Source organism: Mucilaginibacter sp. P1_A3, assembly GCF_056406855.1.
Genome location: NZ_JBFTZJ010000006.1, coordinates 347,836 through 367,228, shown reverse-complemented (window position 1 = coordinate 367,228; position 19,393 = coordinate 347,836). Strand labels below are relative to the sequence as shown.

Annotated in this window: 17 protein-coding genes and 1 tRNA gene; 4 read left to right on the top strand and 14 right to left on the bottom strand. The window is 37.9% G+C overall.

The window, feature by feature from the left end; genetic code table 11:
* Positions 1 to 17: 17 nt before the first annotated feature.
* On the bottom strand, positions 18 to 365 hold the full coding sequence (locus AC1D0K_RS14765; RefSeq protein WP_477399926.1) for a hypothetical protein: 348 nt from the start codon (positions 363 to 365) through the stop codon (positions 18 to 20).
* A 97-nt stretch (positions 366 to 462) separates the two neighbouring features.
* On the opposite strand from AC1D0K_RS14765, the gene AC1D0K_RS14760 reads away from it, so the two are divergent.
* Positions 463 to 690 (top strand): helix-turn-helix domain-containing protein, encoded by a 228-nt coding sequence (locus AC1D0K_RS14760; protein WP_477399924.1) that lies wholly within the window; start codon positions 463 to 465, stop codon positions 688 to 690.
* Here AC1D0K_RS14760 and AC1D0K_RS14755 read toward each other — a convergent pair.
* From AC1D0K_RS14755 to AC1D0K_RS14725, 7 genes are all read right to left on the bottom strand, one after another.
* Complete coding sequence (locus AC1D0K_RS14755) at positions 677 to 1,213, bottom strand: hypothetical protein (protein WP_477399922.1); 537 nt, start codon at positions 1,211 to 1,213, stop codon at positions 677 to 679. The genes AC1D0K_RS14760 and AC1D0K_RS14755 overlap by 14 nt on opposite strands.
* On the bottom strand, positions 1,210 to 1,872 hold the full coding sequence (locus AC1D0K_RS14750; RefSeq protein ID WP_477463074.1) for a PDDEXK-like family protein: 663 nt from the start codon (positions 1,870 to 1,872) through the stop codon (positions 1,210 to 1,212). The genes AC1D0K_RS14755 and AC1D0K_RS14750 overlap by 4 nt, the downstream gene beginning before the upstream one ends.
* 129 nt (positions 1,873 to 2,001) lie before the next feature.
* The gene (locus AC1D0K_RS14745; RefSeq protein WP_477397567.1) at positions 2,002 to 2,481 is read right to left on the bottom strand and encodes a hypothetical protein; all 480 of its coding nucleotides are present in this window, start codon (positions 2,479 to 2,481) and stop codon (positions 2,002 to 2,004) included.
* Complete coding sequence (locus AC1D0K_RS14740; RefSeq protein WP_477397565.1) at positions 2,481 to 5,495, bottom strand: type I restriction endonuclease subunit R; 3,015 nt, start codon at positions 5,493 to 5,495, stop codon at positions 2,481 to 2,483. Before AC1D0K_RS14740 ends, AC1D0K_RS14745 begins: the two co-directional genes overlap by 1 nt.
* A gap of 5 nt (positions 5,496 to 5,500) precedes the next feature.
* Positions 5,501 to 6,736, bottom strand: a complete 1,236-nt coding sequence (locus AC1D0K_RS14735) for a restriction endonuclease subunit S (RefSeq protein ID WP_477397563.1) — start codon at positions 6,734 to 6,736, stop codon at positions 5,501 to 5,503.
* Positions 6,737 to 6,842: 106 nt separating this feature from the next.
* Positions 6,843 to 7,931 (bottom strand): PD-(D/E)XK nuclease family protein, encoded by a 1,089-nt coding sequence (locus AC1D0K_RS14730; RefSeq protein ID WP_477397561.1) that lies wholly within the window; start codon positions 7,929 to 7,931, stop codon positions 6,843 to 6,845.
* Positions 7,931 to 9,649, bottom strand: coding sequence for a type I restriction-modification system subunit M (locus tag AC1D0K_RS14725; protein ID WP_477397559.1), 1,719 nt, complete (start codon positions 9,647 to 9,649; stop codon positions 7,931 to 7,933). Before AC1D0K_RS14725 ends, AC1D0K_RS14730 begins: the two co-directional genes overlap by 1 nt.
* Positions 9,650 to 10,110: 461 nt before the next feature.
* On the opposite strand from AC1D0K_RS14725, the gene AC1D0K_RS14720 reads away from it, so the two are divergent.
* Positions 10,111 to 11,361, top strand: coding sequence for a hypothetical protein (locus tag AC1D0K_RS14720; RefSeq protein ID WP_477397557.1), 1,251 nt, complete (start codon positions 10,111 to 10,113; stop codon positions 11,359 to 11,361).
* Positions 11,362 to 11,579: 218 nt separating this feature from the next.
* Entirely contained in the window at positions 11,580 to 12,206 is a 627-nt protein-coding gene (locus tag AC1D0K_RS14715; protein ID WP_477397555.1) for a hypothetical protein, read from the top strand.
* Positions 12,207 to 12,678: 472 nt separating this feature from the next.
* Here AC1D0K_RS14715 and AC1D0K_RS14710 read toward each other — a convergent pair whose 3' ends face one another.
* Positions 12,679 to 13,827, bottom strand: a complete 1,149-nt coding sequence (locus AC1D0K_RS14710; protein WP_477397553.1) for a tyrosine-type recombinase/integrase — start codon at positions 13,825 to 13,827, stop codon at positions 12,679 to 12,681.
* A gap of 57 nt (positions 13,828 to 13,884) precedes the next feature.
* Between AC1D0K_RS14710 and AC1D0K_RS14705 the strand changes: the two genes are divergently transcribed.
* A tRNA-Lys gene (locus AC1D0K_RS14705) sits at positions 13,885 to 13,950 on the top strand.
* Here AC1D0K_RS14705 and AC1D0K_RS14700 read toward each other — a convergent pair.
* From AC1D0K_RS14700 to AC1D0K_RS14680, 5 genes are all read right to left on the bottom strand, one after another.
* Entirely contained in the window at positions 13,919 to 15,466 is a 1,548-nt protein-coding gene (locus AC1D0K_RS14700) for a recombinase family protein (RefSeq protein WP_477442284.1), read from the bottom strand. The two genes, AC1D0K_RS14705 and AC1D0K_RS14700, sit on opposite strands and share 32 nt — an antisense overlap.
* Entirely contained in the window at positions 15,463 to 15,633 is a 171-nt protein-coding gene (locus AC1D0K_RS14695; RefSeq protein ID WP_477397549.1) for a hypothetical protein, read from the bottom strand. Before AC1D0K_RS14695 ends, AC1D0K_RS14700 begins: the two co-directional genes overlap by 4 nt.
* A 128-nt stretch (positions 15,634 to 15,761) precedes the next feature.
* Positions 15,762 to 17,258 (bottom strand): phosphoenolpyruvate carboxykinase (ATP), encoded by a 1,497-nt coding sequence (gene pckA, locus AC1D0K_RS14690; RefSeq protein WP_477397547.1) that lies wholly within the window; start codon positions 17,256 to 17,258, stop codon positions 15,762 to 15,764.
* A 3-nt stretch (positions 17,259 to 17,261) separates the two neighbouring features.
* Positions 17,262 to 18,095: a sigma-70 family RNA polymerase sigma factor gene (locus AC1D0K_RS14685; protein WP_477397545.1), complete on the bottom strand. Its 834-nt coding sequence runs from the start codon at positions 18,093 to 18,095 to the stop codon at positions 17,262 to 17,264.
* A complete protein-coding gene (locus AC1D0K_RS14680; RefSeq protein WP_477397543.1) occupies positions 18,095 to 19,096 on the bottom strand; it encodes an NAD-dependent epimerase/dehydratase family protein in 1,002 nt (333 codons plus the stop codon). Before AC1D0K_RS14680 ends, AC1D0K_RS14685 begins: the two co-directional genes overlap by 1 nt.
* Positions 19,097 to 19,393: the final 297 nt, after the last annotated feature.

Genomic DNA, 19,393 nt, shown 5'->3' with positions numbered 1-19,393 from the left:
GCTTGTACTATAGGTAGTTAGCGGTGCCTTAATGCCCATTGATCTTCTAATTTTCTCGCTTGGCTGAATGGGCGTTTAATTGGGTCTATAATGAGTTTCGCATCCCATTCTTGGGTGAAATTATTATAACGTACCCAATGTTCTTGGGTCTGAAAAAGTTTTTGACCATTCACGATTGAAACTAATGGCCCGGCATTAGAAGAAAATTCCCACTCCGTCCATTCTATTTTAGAATCACGATAATTCGTATACCATTTTATTCCTCCGATAACTAATAAGACTGCTACAGCCAATATTGCACTAATTAAGTAAAGTACAAAGACACCTATTAGAATGCCGATGAGGGATTTGATAAGTCTGGCCATAGAGTTAAGGTTTGGACTCCTAAGATACAAAAAATAATCAAGATACAACACATCCGTTGTACGATTATTTTGGGTGTTACCCTACCATTATACCGCAATGGTAAAGGAGAAAATACTTAAAAATCTTGGTGAACGTATCCGTAAAATCCGGGAGGAAAAAGGTATTACTCAGAAAGATCTGGCTCATTCAATTGATAAAGACCAGCAATCTATTCAGCGATTAGAGATGGGCAAAATAAACCCCTCTATATATTACTTGTATGAAATAGCAAAAGGATTAGAGGTAGATGTCGAATTTCTTTTATTGACTATTAAGCAGGATTAAGATATTCATTAATATAAGTGGCAAGTTCAGCTAATCTACTGGTACTATAATCAATAAATTGCTTAGATTGATAAACCGCCATAACCCCTTCAATAGTTGAATTCCACGTATTATAAGGCTTATCAGCTTTTTGATACCAAATATCAGGAATTACATGGCCATTTAAATGACTTTCAACGAATTCGTATAATGCTTTTTTATCTTCCTTCTGGCTTCGGACGAAGAAATGTACCCTATCACCATCATAGTCACCGATTCCGAACACTACGTTTTGCCATTTCGAATTAGACAAATGAATATTCATGGCAGTTCTCATATTTGCGGGCTTAGTACGTGTAATAGTCCAATCCCCGCCGATTTTTGGCAACGTTGCTAACAGTTGTATTTCAAGTTCTTCAAAAAAGACTTTTACAAGGCGATCAAAAATATCTTGCCACAATTGATGCGTTTTGAAAGCTATTTCTAAATTTCCGATGTTATTGGTGGCTTGATTAATTATAAGATTATCGAAATCTTCGTTCATGAGATATTTTTGATATAGTTTAAAAAATCACGTAAGAACCATCTGTACTTATCAGACTGGCAAAAATTCTGGCATGCTTCTAACCAGTTAAGTAAACCATAAGAAAATAGCATATTTATGAATTGGCCTTTGCTTTGTAATATATTTAAATCATTAACTGATATGCTGTGTTCTTGTGGTGCAGTTGGTATAATTGATAAATAAATTATCAAAAAATTTTCATTGTAGCACCGACGCATGTAATCCCTATAATCAGAAATCTGTTCCTTTTGGTCAATTGCCCAAGGCTTATTTTCGATAATTATGCCAAAATCTTTCCAATCAATCAAAATATCAATCCTTCTTTGAGTACGTTTTATTGAAGACGTACTTGCTTCCCGGTATATAAAAGGAGGGTTACTACTTAATTTTTTTATTTCCGGCAGGTTTAACAAATTAAGAAATTGAACTAAAAAAATATTTCCCTGACCATGGTTACCGTTCGGCTTCAACAGGTCAGCAATTATGTCAGATAATGTATTTTCATCTKGCAGGATGTAATCAAATACATCGAAGTCTGTTGATAGATAGAGTTGGCTCTGTGAATCATATTTCTTTAGTAATGTTAGCTGCTGGTTTACGTCTCTGTAATAGGACTCCACTTGTTGAGTTAAGTTCATCTGTATTTATTGTGTTTTGTCCCGTGATAAGATAAGACAAAACCTATTCTACTATTTATCACGGGTCAAAAGGTAAGGCATTGAATATTGTATACTTTTCAAATTAATCGATGTAAGTTACAATGATTCTCACCTATTGGCTTTCAATCTAAACCTTTCAGACTTAATCCAATCCTTATTATCATTATTGGTAACTGGCCGAATTTCGCCTCTTTCGTTTTCCATTAAAATAGTTAATACGTACAATGGCGTAGTCGGAAGTTTCTGATTGAGGAGTTGATTTGTTTTGGCTCCGTTCCCAAACACAATAATGTCTGGCAACTCATTTTCTAATTCAACACAAAACCAATTAGAATCACTATCAAAATATTCATCAATAAAAGATGCTGGAAGATTGCCTGTCATTACTTCACCATTAACGTTAATGGACAATTTCTCTGATAAATTTCTACGTTTAACGGTCTTAAAATCACTCTCAGATAAAGCAACCAATAATCTTAATTTTTCATCATCTGTACCGGTAATGCAATACATCTTACCAGACCAATTGTATGCTGTGTCTGTACCTATATCGACGTAAATCCAAAAGTTAACAATGATTTCTTCCATCAAACATTTTGATTTAAGCTATGGTAAACCTTCTTCAACATATAATTCTTTACTAACCCGCCAAACTCTTTATCATCCATCATTTTGGAAAAAATATCCTGATTCTGCTCCATCCGGGATATGAGTTTATCCATGAAGATGTCATCAAAGCCAAATTTAAAGTTCTCTATAGTGTTGCTTTTAGCTTGCTGGCTGAGTTTTGCATCGGCTACTAACTCGGCTTCAATTTGATCAAAGAAGAGTTTGTCAGCGTCGTTAAATTCGGTTGAAAACCGTTTATTAAGTACCTCTATTATTTCGGACAACGCCGCACGTTCGTCTTTGTTCATGCGGATACCGGCCTCGTTCTGGCCATCTAAACCATACTCGCCTTGCGGTTCCATTACGATATTGGTTTCGCTTATTTTTTGCAGCCGGTAATACTCTAATGAGACCTCATCACCTAACTGGAAACGGTCGTTGGCATTACGTGGCAACTTTCTAAGCAGGAACTTGCCGTAAGTATAAAGCTTCTCCAAATTCACATCTGAAAACGGCATGATTTGAGTAAGAAATGAATATAGCCGAACGAAAGACTGTAATGAATTTTTGAATCCCTCTTGTGTGGATTCGGTATTGACCACATCGTCTTTAGTATTCTCTATAGGGAGCTGTTTGTAGCGGTCTACAGCGGGGTCAATGTAAGCATTAAGCTTTCCTTGTTCAGCTACAGATAATGTCTTAGCGGACTTAAAATAAACGTTACAAAAGTTGTCTATCTCTGCGTCCCATATAATCCGGGCCTTCTTTATTTCCGTTTCTAAATCGTATAAATGGTTAGGATCGGTTGTTGTTTCAACGGTGGTCAACTCATAGTACGGCTGAAACGAATTTAGAATATCCTCGGTCTCATTAGCGAAATCCAATACAAAGGTGTCATCCTTGCCTGCGGACATCCTGTTTAGACGGGATAGTGTTTGTACTGCCTTCACACCTGATAATTTTTTATCTACATACATGGTATGCAGCAATGGCTGGTCAAACCCCGTCTGATATTTGTCGGCCACTAATAATAACTGATATTCGTCAGTATTGAACTTCTTAGGCAACTCTTTTTCCTTGAAGCCATTTAATTCAACTTCTGTTACACCTTCGGGGAACATATCATAGATTACCTTGCCAGAAAAGGCTACAATGGTTTTTACATCCTTATAACCCTGCTTAGCGATGTAACTATCAAACTCTTCTTTGTAGCGCACTGCATGTAGTCGAGAACTGGTTACCACCATTGCCTTAGCCTTACCACCGATTTTTTTAGATACGACCTGCCGGAAGTGTTCTACCATTACTTCTGCTTTTTGAGACAGATTATGCGGGTGCAGCGACATAAACCGGGCTATTGCCCTCGCAGCCTGCTTCTTATTAACATCAGGGTCATCTTCAATCTCTTTAGATAGCTTAAAGAAGGCTTTGTAAGTGGTGTAATTGTTCAGTACATCTAAAATAAAGCCTTCTTCAATTGCCTGCCGCATTGAGTAAAGATGAAATGGCTTAGGCTTTCCATTTGCATCAGGGGTTCCAAATACCTCTACAGTTTTTGCTTTTGGCGTAGCAGTAAAGGCAAAGAAACTTAAATTTGTCTGTTTGCCCCTTGCTTGCATTGACTTCCGTATTTCGTCTTCTGCATCTTCATCTAAACCTGAAAAATTTTCATCCTGCTCTGCTTCTTCCAATGATTTGGCGGCCAGTACCTCTTTCATTTTTTTGGTAGCCTCGCCCCCTTGTGAGGAATGCGCCTCGTCAATTATGACTGCATATTTTTTATTAGCCAATTCACCCACCTTATCCAAAACAAAAGGGAATTTTTGAAGGGTTGTTATTATGATGTTTGCCCCGGCAGTAATAGCATCCGCCAATTGCTGTGAGTCTTTATCAATCTTTTGCACGACCCCTTGCTTGTGTTCAAATTGGTAAATTGTTTTTTGCAATTGGTCATCTAACACGGTTCTATCAGTTATAACAATTACAGAATCAAAAATCCGGTCGTTATCGTTATCATGTAAGCTGGACAACCGATAAGCAAGCCACGCAATCGAATTAGATTTCCCTGAACCTGCGCTGTGCTGGATCAAATAGTTATGACCAGCACCAACCGCACGGGCATTTTTACTCACCTCACGCACCACATCTAATTGATGATAACGTGGGAAGACAATTGTTTCTTTGATTTTGCTGACTCCATTAAATTCAAATTCGTCTGAACTCAGGTGCAGGAACTTACCGATAATATCCATAAAACTGTCCTTAGCCCAAACATATTCCCATAAGTATGCAGTACGGTACCCCTGTTTATTTTGGGGGTTGCCTGCACCATTATTGTCACCTAAGTTAAATGGTAAATAGCGAGTATGCTTGCCATCCAATTTTGTAGTCATAGAGCACTCATCGCTATCAACAGCGAAGTGGACTAAAGACCGCTTTTTAAATTGGAATATTGGTTCAGAAGGCTCCCGATCATAAACATATTGCTTTTTAGCATGGCTTATATTTTGCCCTGTAAACTGATTTTTAAGCTCTATGGTGGCAATAGGCAGTCCGTTGAGAGATAATACCACATCAATGGAATTATTGCCCTTACGCTCGTAAAATAGCTGCCGGGTAACAGAAAGATGGTTAGTCAGATACAGTAAATCTGCGGTTGGGTTTAAAGATGATTCCGGCTTAAAATACCCCATCTTAAACTTTACACCATAATCAGTAAACCCGTTGCGTACAACATCTAAGGTGCCCCTTAAATCCAGTTCTTTTAACAAGCGTTGGATAACTTTCTTTTCAACATCTGTTTTATGTATTGATTCAATTTTAAGCCACTCTTTATTCTGAGAGGCTTTCAGGAAATCAGTAACATAATCAGGAAACAAACCTAAGTTGACATCAAAAGCATTCGAGTTGCCTTTTATATATCCGCCGGTAGTTAATAGTGATTGCTCAATTGCTGCTTCAAATGTCTGCTCAGTGTGGATGCCTTGTGCCATGGTGATTATGCTAATTCTGTCAAGTCAGTTAATACCTCATTCCACACATCTATCTTACCCGTCACTACTTCTGAAATTAATGCTGTTTTGTATTCCTTTAACAACTCTATTTCCTTTAGAATCTTAGCAAGGATTGAGTCAATATTTCCACATTCAGTTTTTATGTGATCGACGATTGTTTTTTGTTCTTCAATTTCAGGAACCCCAATTTTAAACTCTTTTAAAAAGCTTGTCGGAACTCGTTTTTGACCGGCGGCTCCTGACATAAATGCTTCGCCGAATGTCATAAACCTCTCTGACTTTGTTATATAGTAAATAAACTCTTTAGTTACAGTCTCAGCGGCACGGATAGTATGAAATTCAGTTGAGCCGAAGCCATAATCGGTTTCAAGATTACTCAACAACGCTCCCTTTCCATTTTCGAAACATGGTGTAATTTTAGCTACTATGACATCATCCCTTTCAAAATATGTAAATCCACTTATTACATCAGACGTTTTTCTTCTAACATCTTGGCTAATATCTCCCTCTTCTGACACTTTCTCCATTGGTAGAAAAACGACATACTCTTCCTGTCTTTCAGTAAGTGCATAGGTTTTAGTTGATGGATTAATATGTGCTATGTGTTTTAATTTCTTAACCCCCCAATTACCGGGTATTTCTCCTAATCCTTCAACGCCACTATCTTTCATGCGCTCATTAGGGTTTACACCTTTTGTAACAGCTTGATTTATGACCGAAGTTCGCTCTTCATTTAAAAGGTTAATAAGCTTTTCTTTATCGGTAATGAGTTTTTCTATTTGAGCGGTTTTATAATCGAGATATTTAGCAATTTTACTTTGTTCTTGTAAAGGCGGGACACAGAGCGACAAGTTAAGTAAATCTGTCGATGTTATCGATGGATAACTAACCCCTCTTGAAATAGAATGAACTTCACTGATAAAGCCATCTGAAATGCAGTAGTAGTATAAAAAACCAGAATCGACTTCTTTTCCGGCAGATAAAACTGCAAACCCTGTAGATGCAATTAGATTGCTATCGTTTGAATTTATACGAGCAATGGCTTTCAAGTATGTTCTAACCGTCGATATAATGACATCATTTTTTTTAACGATTCTTCGTGCTCTTGACGGAGATTCTTTAAACGTGAGTTTCTGAGTAATCGCAATTCCTTTTTCTAAAGTGACGGAGCCAATATCGATGTATTCCAATAAATAGTTGTCATCGGTATTTTCAGCCAACGAGTTTACGTTGCATACTACAAGATGTTTCATCGGCTTTATAAACCAATGATGAGGTGCTTGGCCTATCCATCCAATGGATGAATCTTTGTATAATGAATACCTGTTAAGCATAGATTTTTTCTAATAACAATTGAGTAATTTTCTTTCGTGCGGCATCAAAGTCTCTTTCAAGGATTTCTAAAATTACTTTTGAAAAGTTGGCAGTATCCTTCGGGTCGAAATGGTATGTTTTTTTAAGAAAGTGAATATAAGGTTGCGGCTCATCTACGTGTTGCAGGTGGTGGTACTTATCTGAAATGTTATCAATTATATGCTGTTGTACCGGGTAAGCTATTTTATGCCCTTCTATTATAATTTTAAAAGTTGCCCGACTTGAAAATAGATGCTCAACAAATATGGCGTAGTAAAGCTTGTCGTCTTTAAATTCCGGGAACGGAAAGTACCGCCGGTCATTTTTTCTTTTGGCACGCACCGGTAACCCCAATGCTTCACCCACAACGGTGACTTGGTTCAAGATATAAGTAGTAGCATCGTCTTTTATATTCAAAAGCTCATTTACCTTGTCAATGTTTTCAAAGTAAAATTCAAGTTTTGCTTTACGCTCGTTAGACATGTAAAATGAATTGATATTCTCGATGTAATCCTTTAAATAAACTATATATTTTGTGTTACCATGTAATAAATATGCACCTAAGTTTTTTAACACCTGCTTACAAAGCTGTTGGTGTGTAATGTTGATGTAACGCACATCTTTAACGTTGATAGCGTACATGCTCAGCACTATGCCTATCTTATTGCTTGAATTAATGTTTGGGTAGTGCTGCCAGTAGTCATTTAAATCATTGGCCAGCCAATGATAAATTTTATTCTCAATAATTATAACCTTGTCTTTGTCCGACGATTGGATTTCTATGTCAATGCGCTTGCCTTGTTTGGTTGTTATTTCTCTTTCAACTGTCCAATCCAATAGAGATAATTCTTTATGTGAACTTGCCAGCTCTAATAATGAAGTGACGAATAAATCTTTAAACCCGTGCTCCTCATTTTGGTCAAGAAAGAAAGTTAGGATATTGCTGTTTACATTTTCGTAATGTGGCATCTGTGCAATATCCAAAAACGTTTTGCCCTTCTTTGCTTCAAGCGGAAACTCTCTCGTTAAAACGTCGGCAAAATGCGTTTCAAGGTTAATCATCAGGCGATAACATCATTAATTAAACCTGCGGTTTCTTCTTCCAATGCCAAAATATCTTTTCTTATTTCTTCCAGCGACCGTAGAGGCTTATACTGGTAAAAATATTTGGTAAAGTTAATTTCGTACCCAATTTTGGTTTTGGTTTCATCCACCCAAGCATCTGGTACATGTGGTAACACTTCTTTTTGGATGTAGGCTTTTATATCCTCTTTTAATGGAATGCTTTCTGTATCTCTTAAACTACTATCAGCTTTTGGTTTACCGTTCCTATCGGTCTTAATATTGCCTTTAGCATCTCTTTCAGGGCGTTCTACTGTCACCTTGGAATATCCGAAATCCCGGTTATCAAAAATCTTACTAATTTCATTTGGCACAAACTCACCGTACACTTTAGTGATTTCAGCAATATGATCGGGGCTTAACTCATTACGTTTATCACCAAGTGACTTACTCATTTTTTTATAAAAATCTACAGCATTGATAAGCTGTACTTTACCTTTGCGATTAGCGGGCTTGTGATTAGAAAGTATCCATATATAGGTATTAATGCCAGTATTGTAAAACAATTGGTTTGGCAGGGCTACAATGGCCTCTAACAGGTCATTCTCTATTACCCACTGCCTTATACTTGATTCGTTTTTTGTAGAACTTGGGCTACCTGAGAATAGTGGTGAACCGTTGAATACAATTGCCAATCGGGAGCCTTCCGGCTTCATTTTAGAGATGAGCGACATGAGGAATAGGAAAGAACCATCTCCCGTTGATGGTAACCCAGCACCGAATCTGCCGCCAAATCCCTTTGAATCATGCTCAGCCTTAACCTTTGTAGCTATCTTTTCCCACTTTACACCGAAGGGGGGATTGGTAATCAGGTAATCAAACTTTTCAGTTGATAAGTGGTCTTCTGAAATGCTATTACCCTTTTTAATGTTAACCGGGTTCTGTCCCTTAATTAACATGTCCGATTTGCAGATAGCATATGATTCGGGGTTTAGCTCTTGCCCAAACACCTCCAATCGTGCATCAGGGTTTAATTCATGCAGGTACTCTTCGGCTACACTCAACATCCCACCAGTACCGGCACAGCAATCGTAAATAGTTTTAACAATCCCTTTTTGGGTTAGGATGTCCCGATCATTCAAGAAAAGTAAATTTATCATTAACCTAATGACCTCACGAGGGGTAAAGTGCTCCCCAGCGGTCTCGTTTGAAATTTCAGCAAACTTGCGGATCAATTCTTCAAACAGATAGCCCATTTCCATGCTGGTTACCTTTTTGGGGTGCAGGTCAATTTCTTGGAAGCGTTTAACCACCATAAACAGCAGGTTGTTATTATCCATTCTGGTTATTTGGCTCTCAAACTCAAACTGCTCTATAATCTCACGGGCATCAGCAGAGAAACCGTTGATATAGTCTATTAGGTTGGCAGCAATATTATTGGGATCGGCAATTAGTTTTTCAAAAGTAAACTGGCTCCGGTTGTGAAAATTGTACCCGGCAACCTTATTAAGGATGGGGTCAATGTTCTGGATATTCATAGTTTTGGCCTGCTCGTTCTTTTTTAGTACCTCAACCTTGGTTCCTTCCAGTACGCAATCCAAACGCCTGAGCACCGTTAATGGTAATATTACTTTGCCGTAGTCGCTTTGTTTGTAATCCCCCCGCAGCAGGTCTGCAATTGACCAGATAAAGTTTGCTGTCTCTCTAAAATTTCTCATGTAGTTCTTTGAAAAGGCTAAGTTGCCCTAAATGTATGGAATTATTGCAAATATGTTTAAATGGTTAATAATATCATGTTTTGTCCTGCAATAAAGAAATGACAAAACCACCTCCACTATTTATCACAGGACATTAACTATTTTATCAAAAGCTATTAACAAAAACTGGCATTTTTTTAGAACTAACCTATTTTTGCTTAAACGGCTGACAAGTTCCAGTTTTAGCACAAAAAACCAAAGACAATATGTTTTCCGAAAGGAAACCTTAAAATAAAACTTGCTTTTTTTGGAACCTAAACTATGTTTGCAGTAGTGATTGATTATGCATGATTAATCACACAACAATGAATTTTCGACTATGCGCAGAGTAATGAAAAATCAATTTAAATTAAAAAATCGGTTGTAGATAGCCCATGATTCTACCTCTCGATTAATGTAGTCGTGGGGCAAGAAATGTGAAAATGAATTTTATACTACAAAACGAAGTCTATTACAAAATCCTTAAAGAAGTCCGTACACCAACAGGACGCATCTCTGAACCTCTTTATCAAAAGTACTTTTATGTACTACATTACATCAATCGTTGTAAGATATTTGACGCTGACGATTATGAATTAGGAGTGTCAATGTACTACCCTGTGCTTGAAGAAATTTTAATGCTGAAACCGGCAAAGGTGAGCAAGATATTGAGATGGTTCGTCACCAATAAAATCATAAGGAAGGAAAAGAACTACTCGACAGGACATAGGGGGTCATTGTACAAGTTGCATCCTAACATGGAAAATAAGGCTATAGATTTTAACAGTATTTCGGCAATCGAATCGAGATTGGTTAAGAAGTTTGAGTTCTTTCACAAGAGAAGGCAGTTTGAATGTGAAATCGCCAGCCACCAGCGCAAGCTTATTGAAAACCGGCTGACAATCAGCGATGATGGAAAAGCATACCTATTCAAGAAATATCCAGAACTTGAAGTTGACCAAGAGGTCGCTTATGCAAGTATGGATCCGAAAGATTATTACCTGCTGTCTGTTTATCTTGGCGAAAAGTATTGCCGAAGAGTAGCAAGTACCAAACGCATATATTCAACGATTACCAGTATGCCGAGTCATTTAAGAAAGTATCTGCTATTAAATAACATGCCGCTTTTGCAAATTGATTTAAAGAATGCCCAAATCTTGTTAAGCGCACCACTAATTATTGACGAATATCGAAGGGAAAATGGAAGCGACGCAATCATCCCTAATGATATATTGATGTTTAAAGAGCTGGCCGAAAAAGGTGAATTTTACGAATATGTCGCTTTTAACGCAGGAATTGACATAAGTAATCGCACAAAACGGGAGGCGTTTAAAGAGAGCTTCTATAAGCATATATGGTACTCAAAGTGTAAATCGTGGAAATCCAAACTAAAAACAAGCTTTATAGATGATTTTCCAAATGTGTGGAAGGCCATAAATAATATTAAATGGCAGGACTACAGAACTTTTGCGATTAATTTGCAAAAATTTGAGGCGCAAATTTTCATTGACGAAGTATTGGCAGAACTTTATAATAGGAACATAACTGCGTTATCAATACATGACTCTATTGTTACTAACAATATAGACGACCTGTATTTGGCGGAAGCACTTTTGCGAGAGGCACTTTTAAAGTATGGATTAAAACCAACGTTTAAAATTGACGGTGGTGATGAACTTCGGGTGGCTTCATAAATTCTCTTAAAATATTTATAAAAAGGCTTTAAATAAAAGTAAAGCCAAATGTTTTAAAAAATAAACGAGGTTAAGTTTATTTTACATAAATATTTGAATATCAAATAGTTTTTGTCTTGTAGTAAAATAACCCACTGCTTTCTGAGGCAATTACATAAAAACCCGATTTTAAAATTCCCGGATAGAAATTTCCGGGTTTATATCTCAAAAAATACAATATGAATAACACTAAAGAAGAAAAAACCACAATACTATTCCACGACGGCAAATACGCTGTAATGGAGACAGGCTCACATTATTGGAACACGCTTGCCGGAGACTTATCATTAATCGGTTGCATTACGGATACTGCCGATGATGACACAAATCACCCATCTCTGGTGATTGACTTAAATGGAATGACATTTTATTTCCAACCTGTCAGTCATTGTCACCGTTTTATCTATTATGATTTAACCGGCGATAATTCATTACTTGAATACAGTAAAATAATAGCTACTATTTACAAATTCAACAATACAAAGAATGGATTACTATCCGCATTAAAGAAAGAATTAAAACCGACTTTAAAAAATATGATAGACTTCGTCGGCAGAAAACAAATAATCCCGTGTGGCGACCTGTTATTATTGTTAACCAGTTTTAATGACCATATAACAGTTATTGCGAGTGAAACCAAAGATTTCTACCGAGATCAAATCGGTTATAAAATATTTGAACTGCACGGGTTCACTAATATCTGGTCGAATTCACTAAAGAACCCGACGCTATCAAACCTCGCATTATTTGTGCACAAATGCATGGTTAAGAACATGATTAACAAACAGCTAAATATTACTGTTTAGTAATACTCATGATAAAATTATAGACCACAATCCACCACGATTTATTTTATAGAAAAAATTTGTTGTTATGGTACCACGGAAACCGGAGCAGCAAAAATTTCACTTGGAACAGGTTAATGGTGAATTGATACAGCGTGTGCACCGGTGGCAGTTAATAAGAACTAATTCAACTGTACGGTTATTTTCTAACTTCCCACTGTTTAAGGCGAAGTATATTTAATTTGATCGGTATCAGACGCAACCCTATTACCAGCAATCATTAAGTCGGTAATAGGGCTTAATATTTGGACTGATTTTTCAACAAAAAAAAATTTTCAAGTAGCCCATATTTTTAAAAAGTGTTGTGTGTTTTAAAAAGCCTTTTTTTTCTAATTTGAAATCAGGTCGACATGTCGTTCGCACCCGCCGAGGGGAGCTCCCCCCCATTGGGTGGGGGCTATACCCGGATATCTGTGGGGCATGCACCGGGGGGCTAAATCAATTCCAACACAGGCAGTGCATCTTTTAATTGCTGGCTATTCAATTCACCCAATCCCCTAAGATATTTTAAGGTTACAATCATGGTGGAATGGCCTAAAAGCTGTTGAAGTATGTGGAGGTCTTTTGTACGGGAGAAAATGTCTACAGCGGCAGTATGACGGAACGAATAAATGGTTTGGTCTGTCTGTAAAAGCCCCTCGTTCAACATTGCTTTTCTTAGCCTTGTCCAGTTCATACTAAAATAATATTCATTATAAGGTTCGGGATTAAGTGAAAATATATTGCTATCGGGATTAGATATGCTGGTAAGTCTTTCAGTAAGTACTTTTCGCACAAAGTCAGGAATACCAACTACTCTAACCCGTGAGCTTTTATTTTCAAACCCGGATAACGATATTGTGGTCAGGTCGTCATTAAAGTGTTTCCTTTTTAAAAATCGAATTTCCTGATGTGGGCGTAATAGACAACCATAAGATAGCAGGCAACACAAATAAAGTTCATTGCTGTTATTCTTTAAAAAGTGTAGTATTGCCGTTAACTGTTCTTTGGTGTATATTTTATGAAGGGACGCTTTTGTTTTTATCCGAGGAGTAACCTTTGCAAGGTTAGTTGATATATATTTTTTACGAATAAACTCAGCCATAAACACACCCAGAGTTCTGCGCTTATTCATGTACAGTGTTGCAGAAGCTTTAAATTGATTTAAGAAATCTTCAACCCGGTTAGCTTTCAAGTTTCCAATATCGTCCGCTTTTTCCTCTATAGTCAGAAAGTCTAAAAATTGCTTAACTAAATTTTTAATCTCTCTTTTATAGATGTGACTATATGGACTATTTAACTTATGAAACTCAAACTCTTTAAAAGCGGCTTCAATTGATACTGAGGGTTCAGGAATAGGCACAATAACAGCGAGTTTTAATAAGGTGGGATTCCATCCGGTCTCTAAAGCTTTTTTAAATTCAAAAAGCAATTTTGCTAACAGGCGACTTTTTTCTTTTAAGTTAGCCACCCGGTTAGGGTTAATTTTTAATTCGAGCTTCTTACCATTGTATTCCCGGTAACGATTACCGTTAAAAGTGAATTGAATGTAAGACCTGTAGGCAAGGTCATTTGTAGTAACAATTTTTGGTTCAGTGAACATGATTTGGCGCATTAAGTGGCGCACTCTCACCGGAATCATTAAAAACCGCTTTAAATTAGCTCATAAAGCCGGTAGAGCAACTGACTCTTAATCAGTGGGTCGAGGGTTCGAACCCCTCCCGGGTCACCTTAGACCGCAAATCAGATTTAACACCTGTTTTGCGGTTTTTTTTTTGCTCAAAAACAGCCTTTATGCTATTAAAAACGCAGATTGCATCATTTACAAAAAGAGTTCGATGTTGTTCTCCATCAAAAGTGAGTTTTAGAGGGAACATCGAACTCACTATATGCCTTTTCTCCTCAGAATCAGCACTTTGATATAATTGTGGCAATCTTGACATATTTTTCAATGCCATATCAAGTAACGGTCCGATGCCCGCTGTTTTTACAGTCGAATCAACAAGCTTTCCTTCTAAAATTGTTATTTGTCGTTCACTATCACTTTTGATCTTTTTGTATTCCGAACCGTCGAGGTCGCCGGCTAAAAGCAAGTCCCTTGCCCTGGCAACTTTATCTTGAAAATCGCTAATTTGCTTTTTATAAAGCGATATGTCCCCTTTTCCTTGCCCAACCGCAGCCTCATAGGCCTCTACAATAAGTGCCTTGTATAATTCACAGACAGCAGGCTCAATTGCATGTTTTTTAAGCAACTCAATAAACTTCTCGTTTACTAAATTTGAATTGAATCTCGCGCCGCATTTAGAATTACAATGGTAATAATGTATGTATTTGGTTTTACCTTTCGAAGCGCTACCACTCAAATTCAATCCGCATCTTGGACATATAAGGTGTCCACGGAGCGGTAGCTCGTCCATTGACCGGATCTTGGTTTTGTTGTTTCGTTTTCTACCATCTAAAACATCAAGTACTTCATAAAATAAACTTTCCGAGATAAGAGCTTCATGTTGTCCTGAAACCAAATGCGCTTCCTCATCTTTAAATTGAGGGATAATAATTTTGCCACAATAAACAGGGTTGCGTATGATTTTCCAGAAATTTTTCCGACCCATTTCTAAACCTTTTAGCCTTGCTTCACGCCAAATTTGATCAATAAAGTAGTTGCCCGTAGCAAGTTGCTCAAACACCCACCTCATTATAGAGGCATTAGGTTCTTTCGGGGCTATACATTTTCGACCTTGTGCATCTATCCTGTTTTCATATCCAACAAGTGCATGCCCCATCCATCTGCCCTCTTTCCGCGCCCTGCGCATTCCATAAAAAGTGTTTAATGCCCTTCGGTCATTATCAACTTCAGGCTGGGCGAGATAAACCGCAAGCATAAGCTTACTTTCGGGAATCGACATGTCAAGCGGTTGCTCAATGGCCTGAGGCTCCACAAAAAGGTTTTTCAGGATGCTAATCATTTGATAAGCATCGCCAGTATTTCGACTAAACCGATCCCATTTAGTAAATAGAACATAGTCTAAATGCCCTTTTTTCTTTTTAAGGTCAATAAGTAATTTCTGCCATTCGGGTCGCTTAAATGTTTTTGCAGAATAGTCCTCGAAAATTATATTTCTAATTTGTATATCCCTTAGATTACAGTACCGGATTAGAACTTCTTCCTGGCTTCTTTGCGAGTAACCTCTATCAGCCTGTTCATCTGTACTTACGCGAATATATAGGTCGGCAATCTTCATTTTTTAAGGTATTCTTTTACCTCTAATTTAGCTAAAATGCTTAGTAAATCCAAGATGTTTTTTGCCTGCTTAAGAGAAACTTCCATCCCCCCTTTTTTTAAAATCTCCTTGGCCTTCTCAGGAGTAATTTTAGATCTTAATCCTGAATCAGCTATTCCAGTATCCATAGTTCCAAATATGGAATGACCTGGCTACTTAATTTGACAAGTGTTTCGGTAGTACCGACTAATTTAAATTGCTGAATTAGACCTTCCTCATAACATGCACTTGTTGATTTTCCATTATTTTAAATGAGTTAGTTCAATTCAGTAGTTTTTTCAAATTTGTTTAAAAGTACTTTTGCTTCAGAATTATAGTTTTCCAGATTTGTCCAGCATTTAGATGGATCCAATAAATAATCGGGGATACCCGGACATGATTCGGGAATATTCAAATTAAAGATTTTATCAACCTTATAACTTACCTGATTAAGTGATCCATTTAAAGCTGAATTTATCATCGATCTTGTAAAAGCAAGTTCAATCCTTTTCCCTATACCATAGCCCCCTCCTGTCCATCCGGTATTGATCATCCAAACGTTGCATTGATTTTTAATTATTTGGTCTCTAAATAAGTTCGCATAAAGTCGAGGTTTTAAAGGAAGGAATGGTGCACCGAAGCAAGCACTGAATGTTGCCTGCGGTTCCTTGACCCCATTCTCAGTACCGGCAATTTTCGCTGTATATCCATTCAAGAAATAATACATGGCCTGATCTGTGTCGAGTTTACTTATCGGAGGTAAAACTCCGTAAGCATCGCAGGTTAGAAAAAAGATATTTTTTGGCACTCCTGATGTTGATGGGCTCTTTGCATTCGGAATAAAATCTATAGGATAGCTAACACGGGTATTTTCGGTTAGGGTGCTGCATCTATAATTGATTTCTTTGGAATCATGTTTAAAGCTCGTATTTTCTACCAACGCACCATTTTTTATTGCATTAAAAATCTCCGGTTCATTTTCCTTTGATAGATTGATAACCTTTGCATAGCATCCGCCTTCGAAATTGAAAACTCCGTTTTGATCCCAGCCATGTTCGTCATCCCCTATCAATTTTCTGTTCGGGTCGGAGCTTAGAGTCGTTTTACCTGTACCGCTCAGACCAAAAAACAGGGCTGAATCTCCCTGACTGCCTTCGTTAGCACTGCAGTGCATACTCAGTACGCCATATTCTATGGGAAGGAGATAGTTTAAAACAGTAAACACGCTTTTCTTAATTTCTCCGGTGTAGCCGGTACCTCCAATTAAAATTGTCTTATCTGTGAATGAGACAACCGTGAAATTACCTTGCCTTGTACCATGTTCATTAGCCACAGCTTTAAAACCGGGCGCATGAATGACCGTCCAGACAGGCTTCTTATTCTGAACTGGTTTGATAAACATATTGGCAGCAAAAAGATTGGAAGAAGGGGTTTCAGTGACTATACGCAAATTGATGCGATATTCATCACTTGCGCAGGCACAGGCATTTCGAATCCAGATTTCTTCTTTAGCTTCAAGATACGCGGTTATATCCTCTTTTATCTTCGAAAAATGGGTTTCTGAAATGGGATTGTTAAATTTATTCCAATCAACGGTATTATCCGTTATCTGATCTTTAACAATAAATTTATCAGCAGGGCTACGTCCTGTAAATTCTCCTGTTGAGATAACCAAAGCGCCTGTATCGCACAATGTGCCCTCATTTCGAATTATTGTTTGCTCTACCAGATCTTCTACTGAAAGCTGGTAATGAACTTTTGCTTTTGAAAACATGATTTAGTTTAAGGATATAAGTTTACGTAGGATGTCAAGTGCTACTTTTTTGAGCTGCCTTACCCGTTCAATTCCCAGCCCAAGGTGTAGACCGATATCGGCTGGTGTCATGGGAAAAAGACCATTGAGCCCGTAACTGAGTTCGATCAGCCGCCGCTCCCGTTCAGGTAGTTTATTCAGCAAACCGGCAAGTTCAACCGAATTTGCCTCTGCAGTCAAAATGGAGTCAGCTTCGAATTCATTAGAAGTTATTCTGTCCAACATAGAAAATTCCTCTTCACCGAATACCATATCAAGGCTGGTAGTCCATTTAGCGTCATTTAAGGCATCTTTTACAGTGGCGGAATCCATCTGAAGGTAATCAGCTATTTGTTCAGGAGATGGCTCCCTAAACATCTTTTGCTCCACTTCATTAATTGCCCTATTGATTTTGGTGATCTCATGAATCTTATTCACAGGCAGGCGAACCATTCGTGCATTTTCGGCAATGGCCGCGATTATGCTTTGCCTGATCCACCATACCGCGAATGAAATGAATTTAAAGCCGCGTGTTTCATCAAAGCGATAGGCCGCTTTAATAAGGCCAATATTACCTTCACTGATCAGGTCAGGTAAGGCGAGTCCCTGGAACTGGTATTTTTTCGCTACAGAAACAACAAAACGCAGATTACTTGTAGTTAACTTTTCCAAAGCCTGCCGGTCACCCTGCCTGATTCTTTTCGAAAGCGTTATTTCGTCATCACCGCTACAAAGCTCTGCTTTACTGATCTCATTAAAATATATCTCTACCAAAGAATTTGTATTGGTAATGGATTGTGTTATTTGCAAACTTCTCATCAGATGGCGGCAACATCTTCTATTTGAAAATCAGGAAAGGACTCCAGCACTTGTTGAGGTGGATTTTTACCGGCAAGGTGTTCAATCATGCCAGCTGTCATAGTGGTTATATTGTATTTAGGTACCCATCCCCAATCTTTTCTTGCATCTGAGTCATTTATACTAGCAGGCCAGCTATCCGCAATAGCCTGACGGTGATCAGGAAGGTAGACGACCCGAAATGTGCTGAAATGTCTTCTGATCTCCTCCACGAGGTCGCAGGGTGCAAAACTCATTCCCGCAAGGTTGTATGAGGTGCGTACATGAATATTAACGACAGGACTATTCATCAATTCCAGGATTGCACGTACCGCGTCTTTCATATAGAGCATCGGCAGCACAGTAGATTCCTCTAAAAAGCATTCATAATAATTTAGGTTAATTGCCTTATGGAATATATCCACGGCATAATCAGTCGTTCCTCCTCCTGCTGGTGCAGAATGAGAGATTAATCCCGGAAACCGGATACTGCGCACATCTACCCCATATTTTTCAAAGTAATAGTTGCACCAATATTCCCCTGACCTTTTGCTGATCCCGTAAATTGTTGATGGTTCCATTTGTGCATTTTGCGGACAGTTAAATTTCGGTGAGCCGGGCCCAAATACAGCGATACTGCTTGGCCAGAAGACTTTATCCAGTTTAAGGTCCCGGGCTATGTTTAAAACACAAATCAAACTTTGCATATTTAAATTCCATGCAGCATTTATATCCTTTTCTCCCGTAGCGGATAGTATTGCTGCGAGTAGATAGATCTGTGTAACAGCACGGTCTTGCACAATCTGCTTTAATTTCGCACTGTTCATAACATCTAATTCAAGATAGTTTTCAATGCCGGGATCCTGAACATATCTGTCAGATGCAATCACGTTTTCTATCCCATTAATTCCGCGCAGTGCGGCGGTAAGTTCGGTCCCTATCTGGCCGCATGCACCGATGATGAGAATGGTGGGTTTATCCATAATATAAAATTTTAGTAAAACTGATTTGGTTTGAATTGGTGCTGTAAAGGTTCAGGGAATACAATGAAAAAACTATACAAGCCGTGATAATTAGGCAGTTCACCTAAAATTCAACACTTTTTCAGGTAAACCACCTAAACTACTTGATTTCCTGTCGTTATTTCAGGAAAACATACAACTTCGATACACTTAGCCAAGCAATAGAAGTCATTTTAACAAACTTAAATTTTGTTTTTTATGCTTAATTATTCCTAATTTCGGCGAACCAATTAGAACCAATAATACTGTAATTTTTAC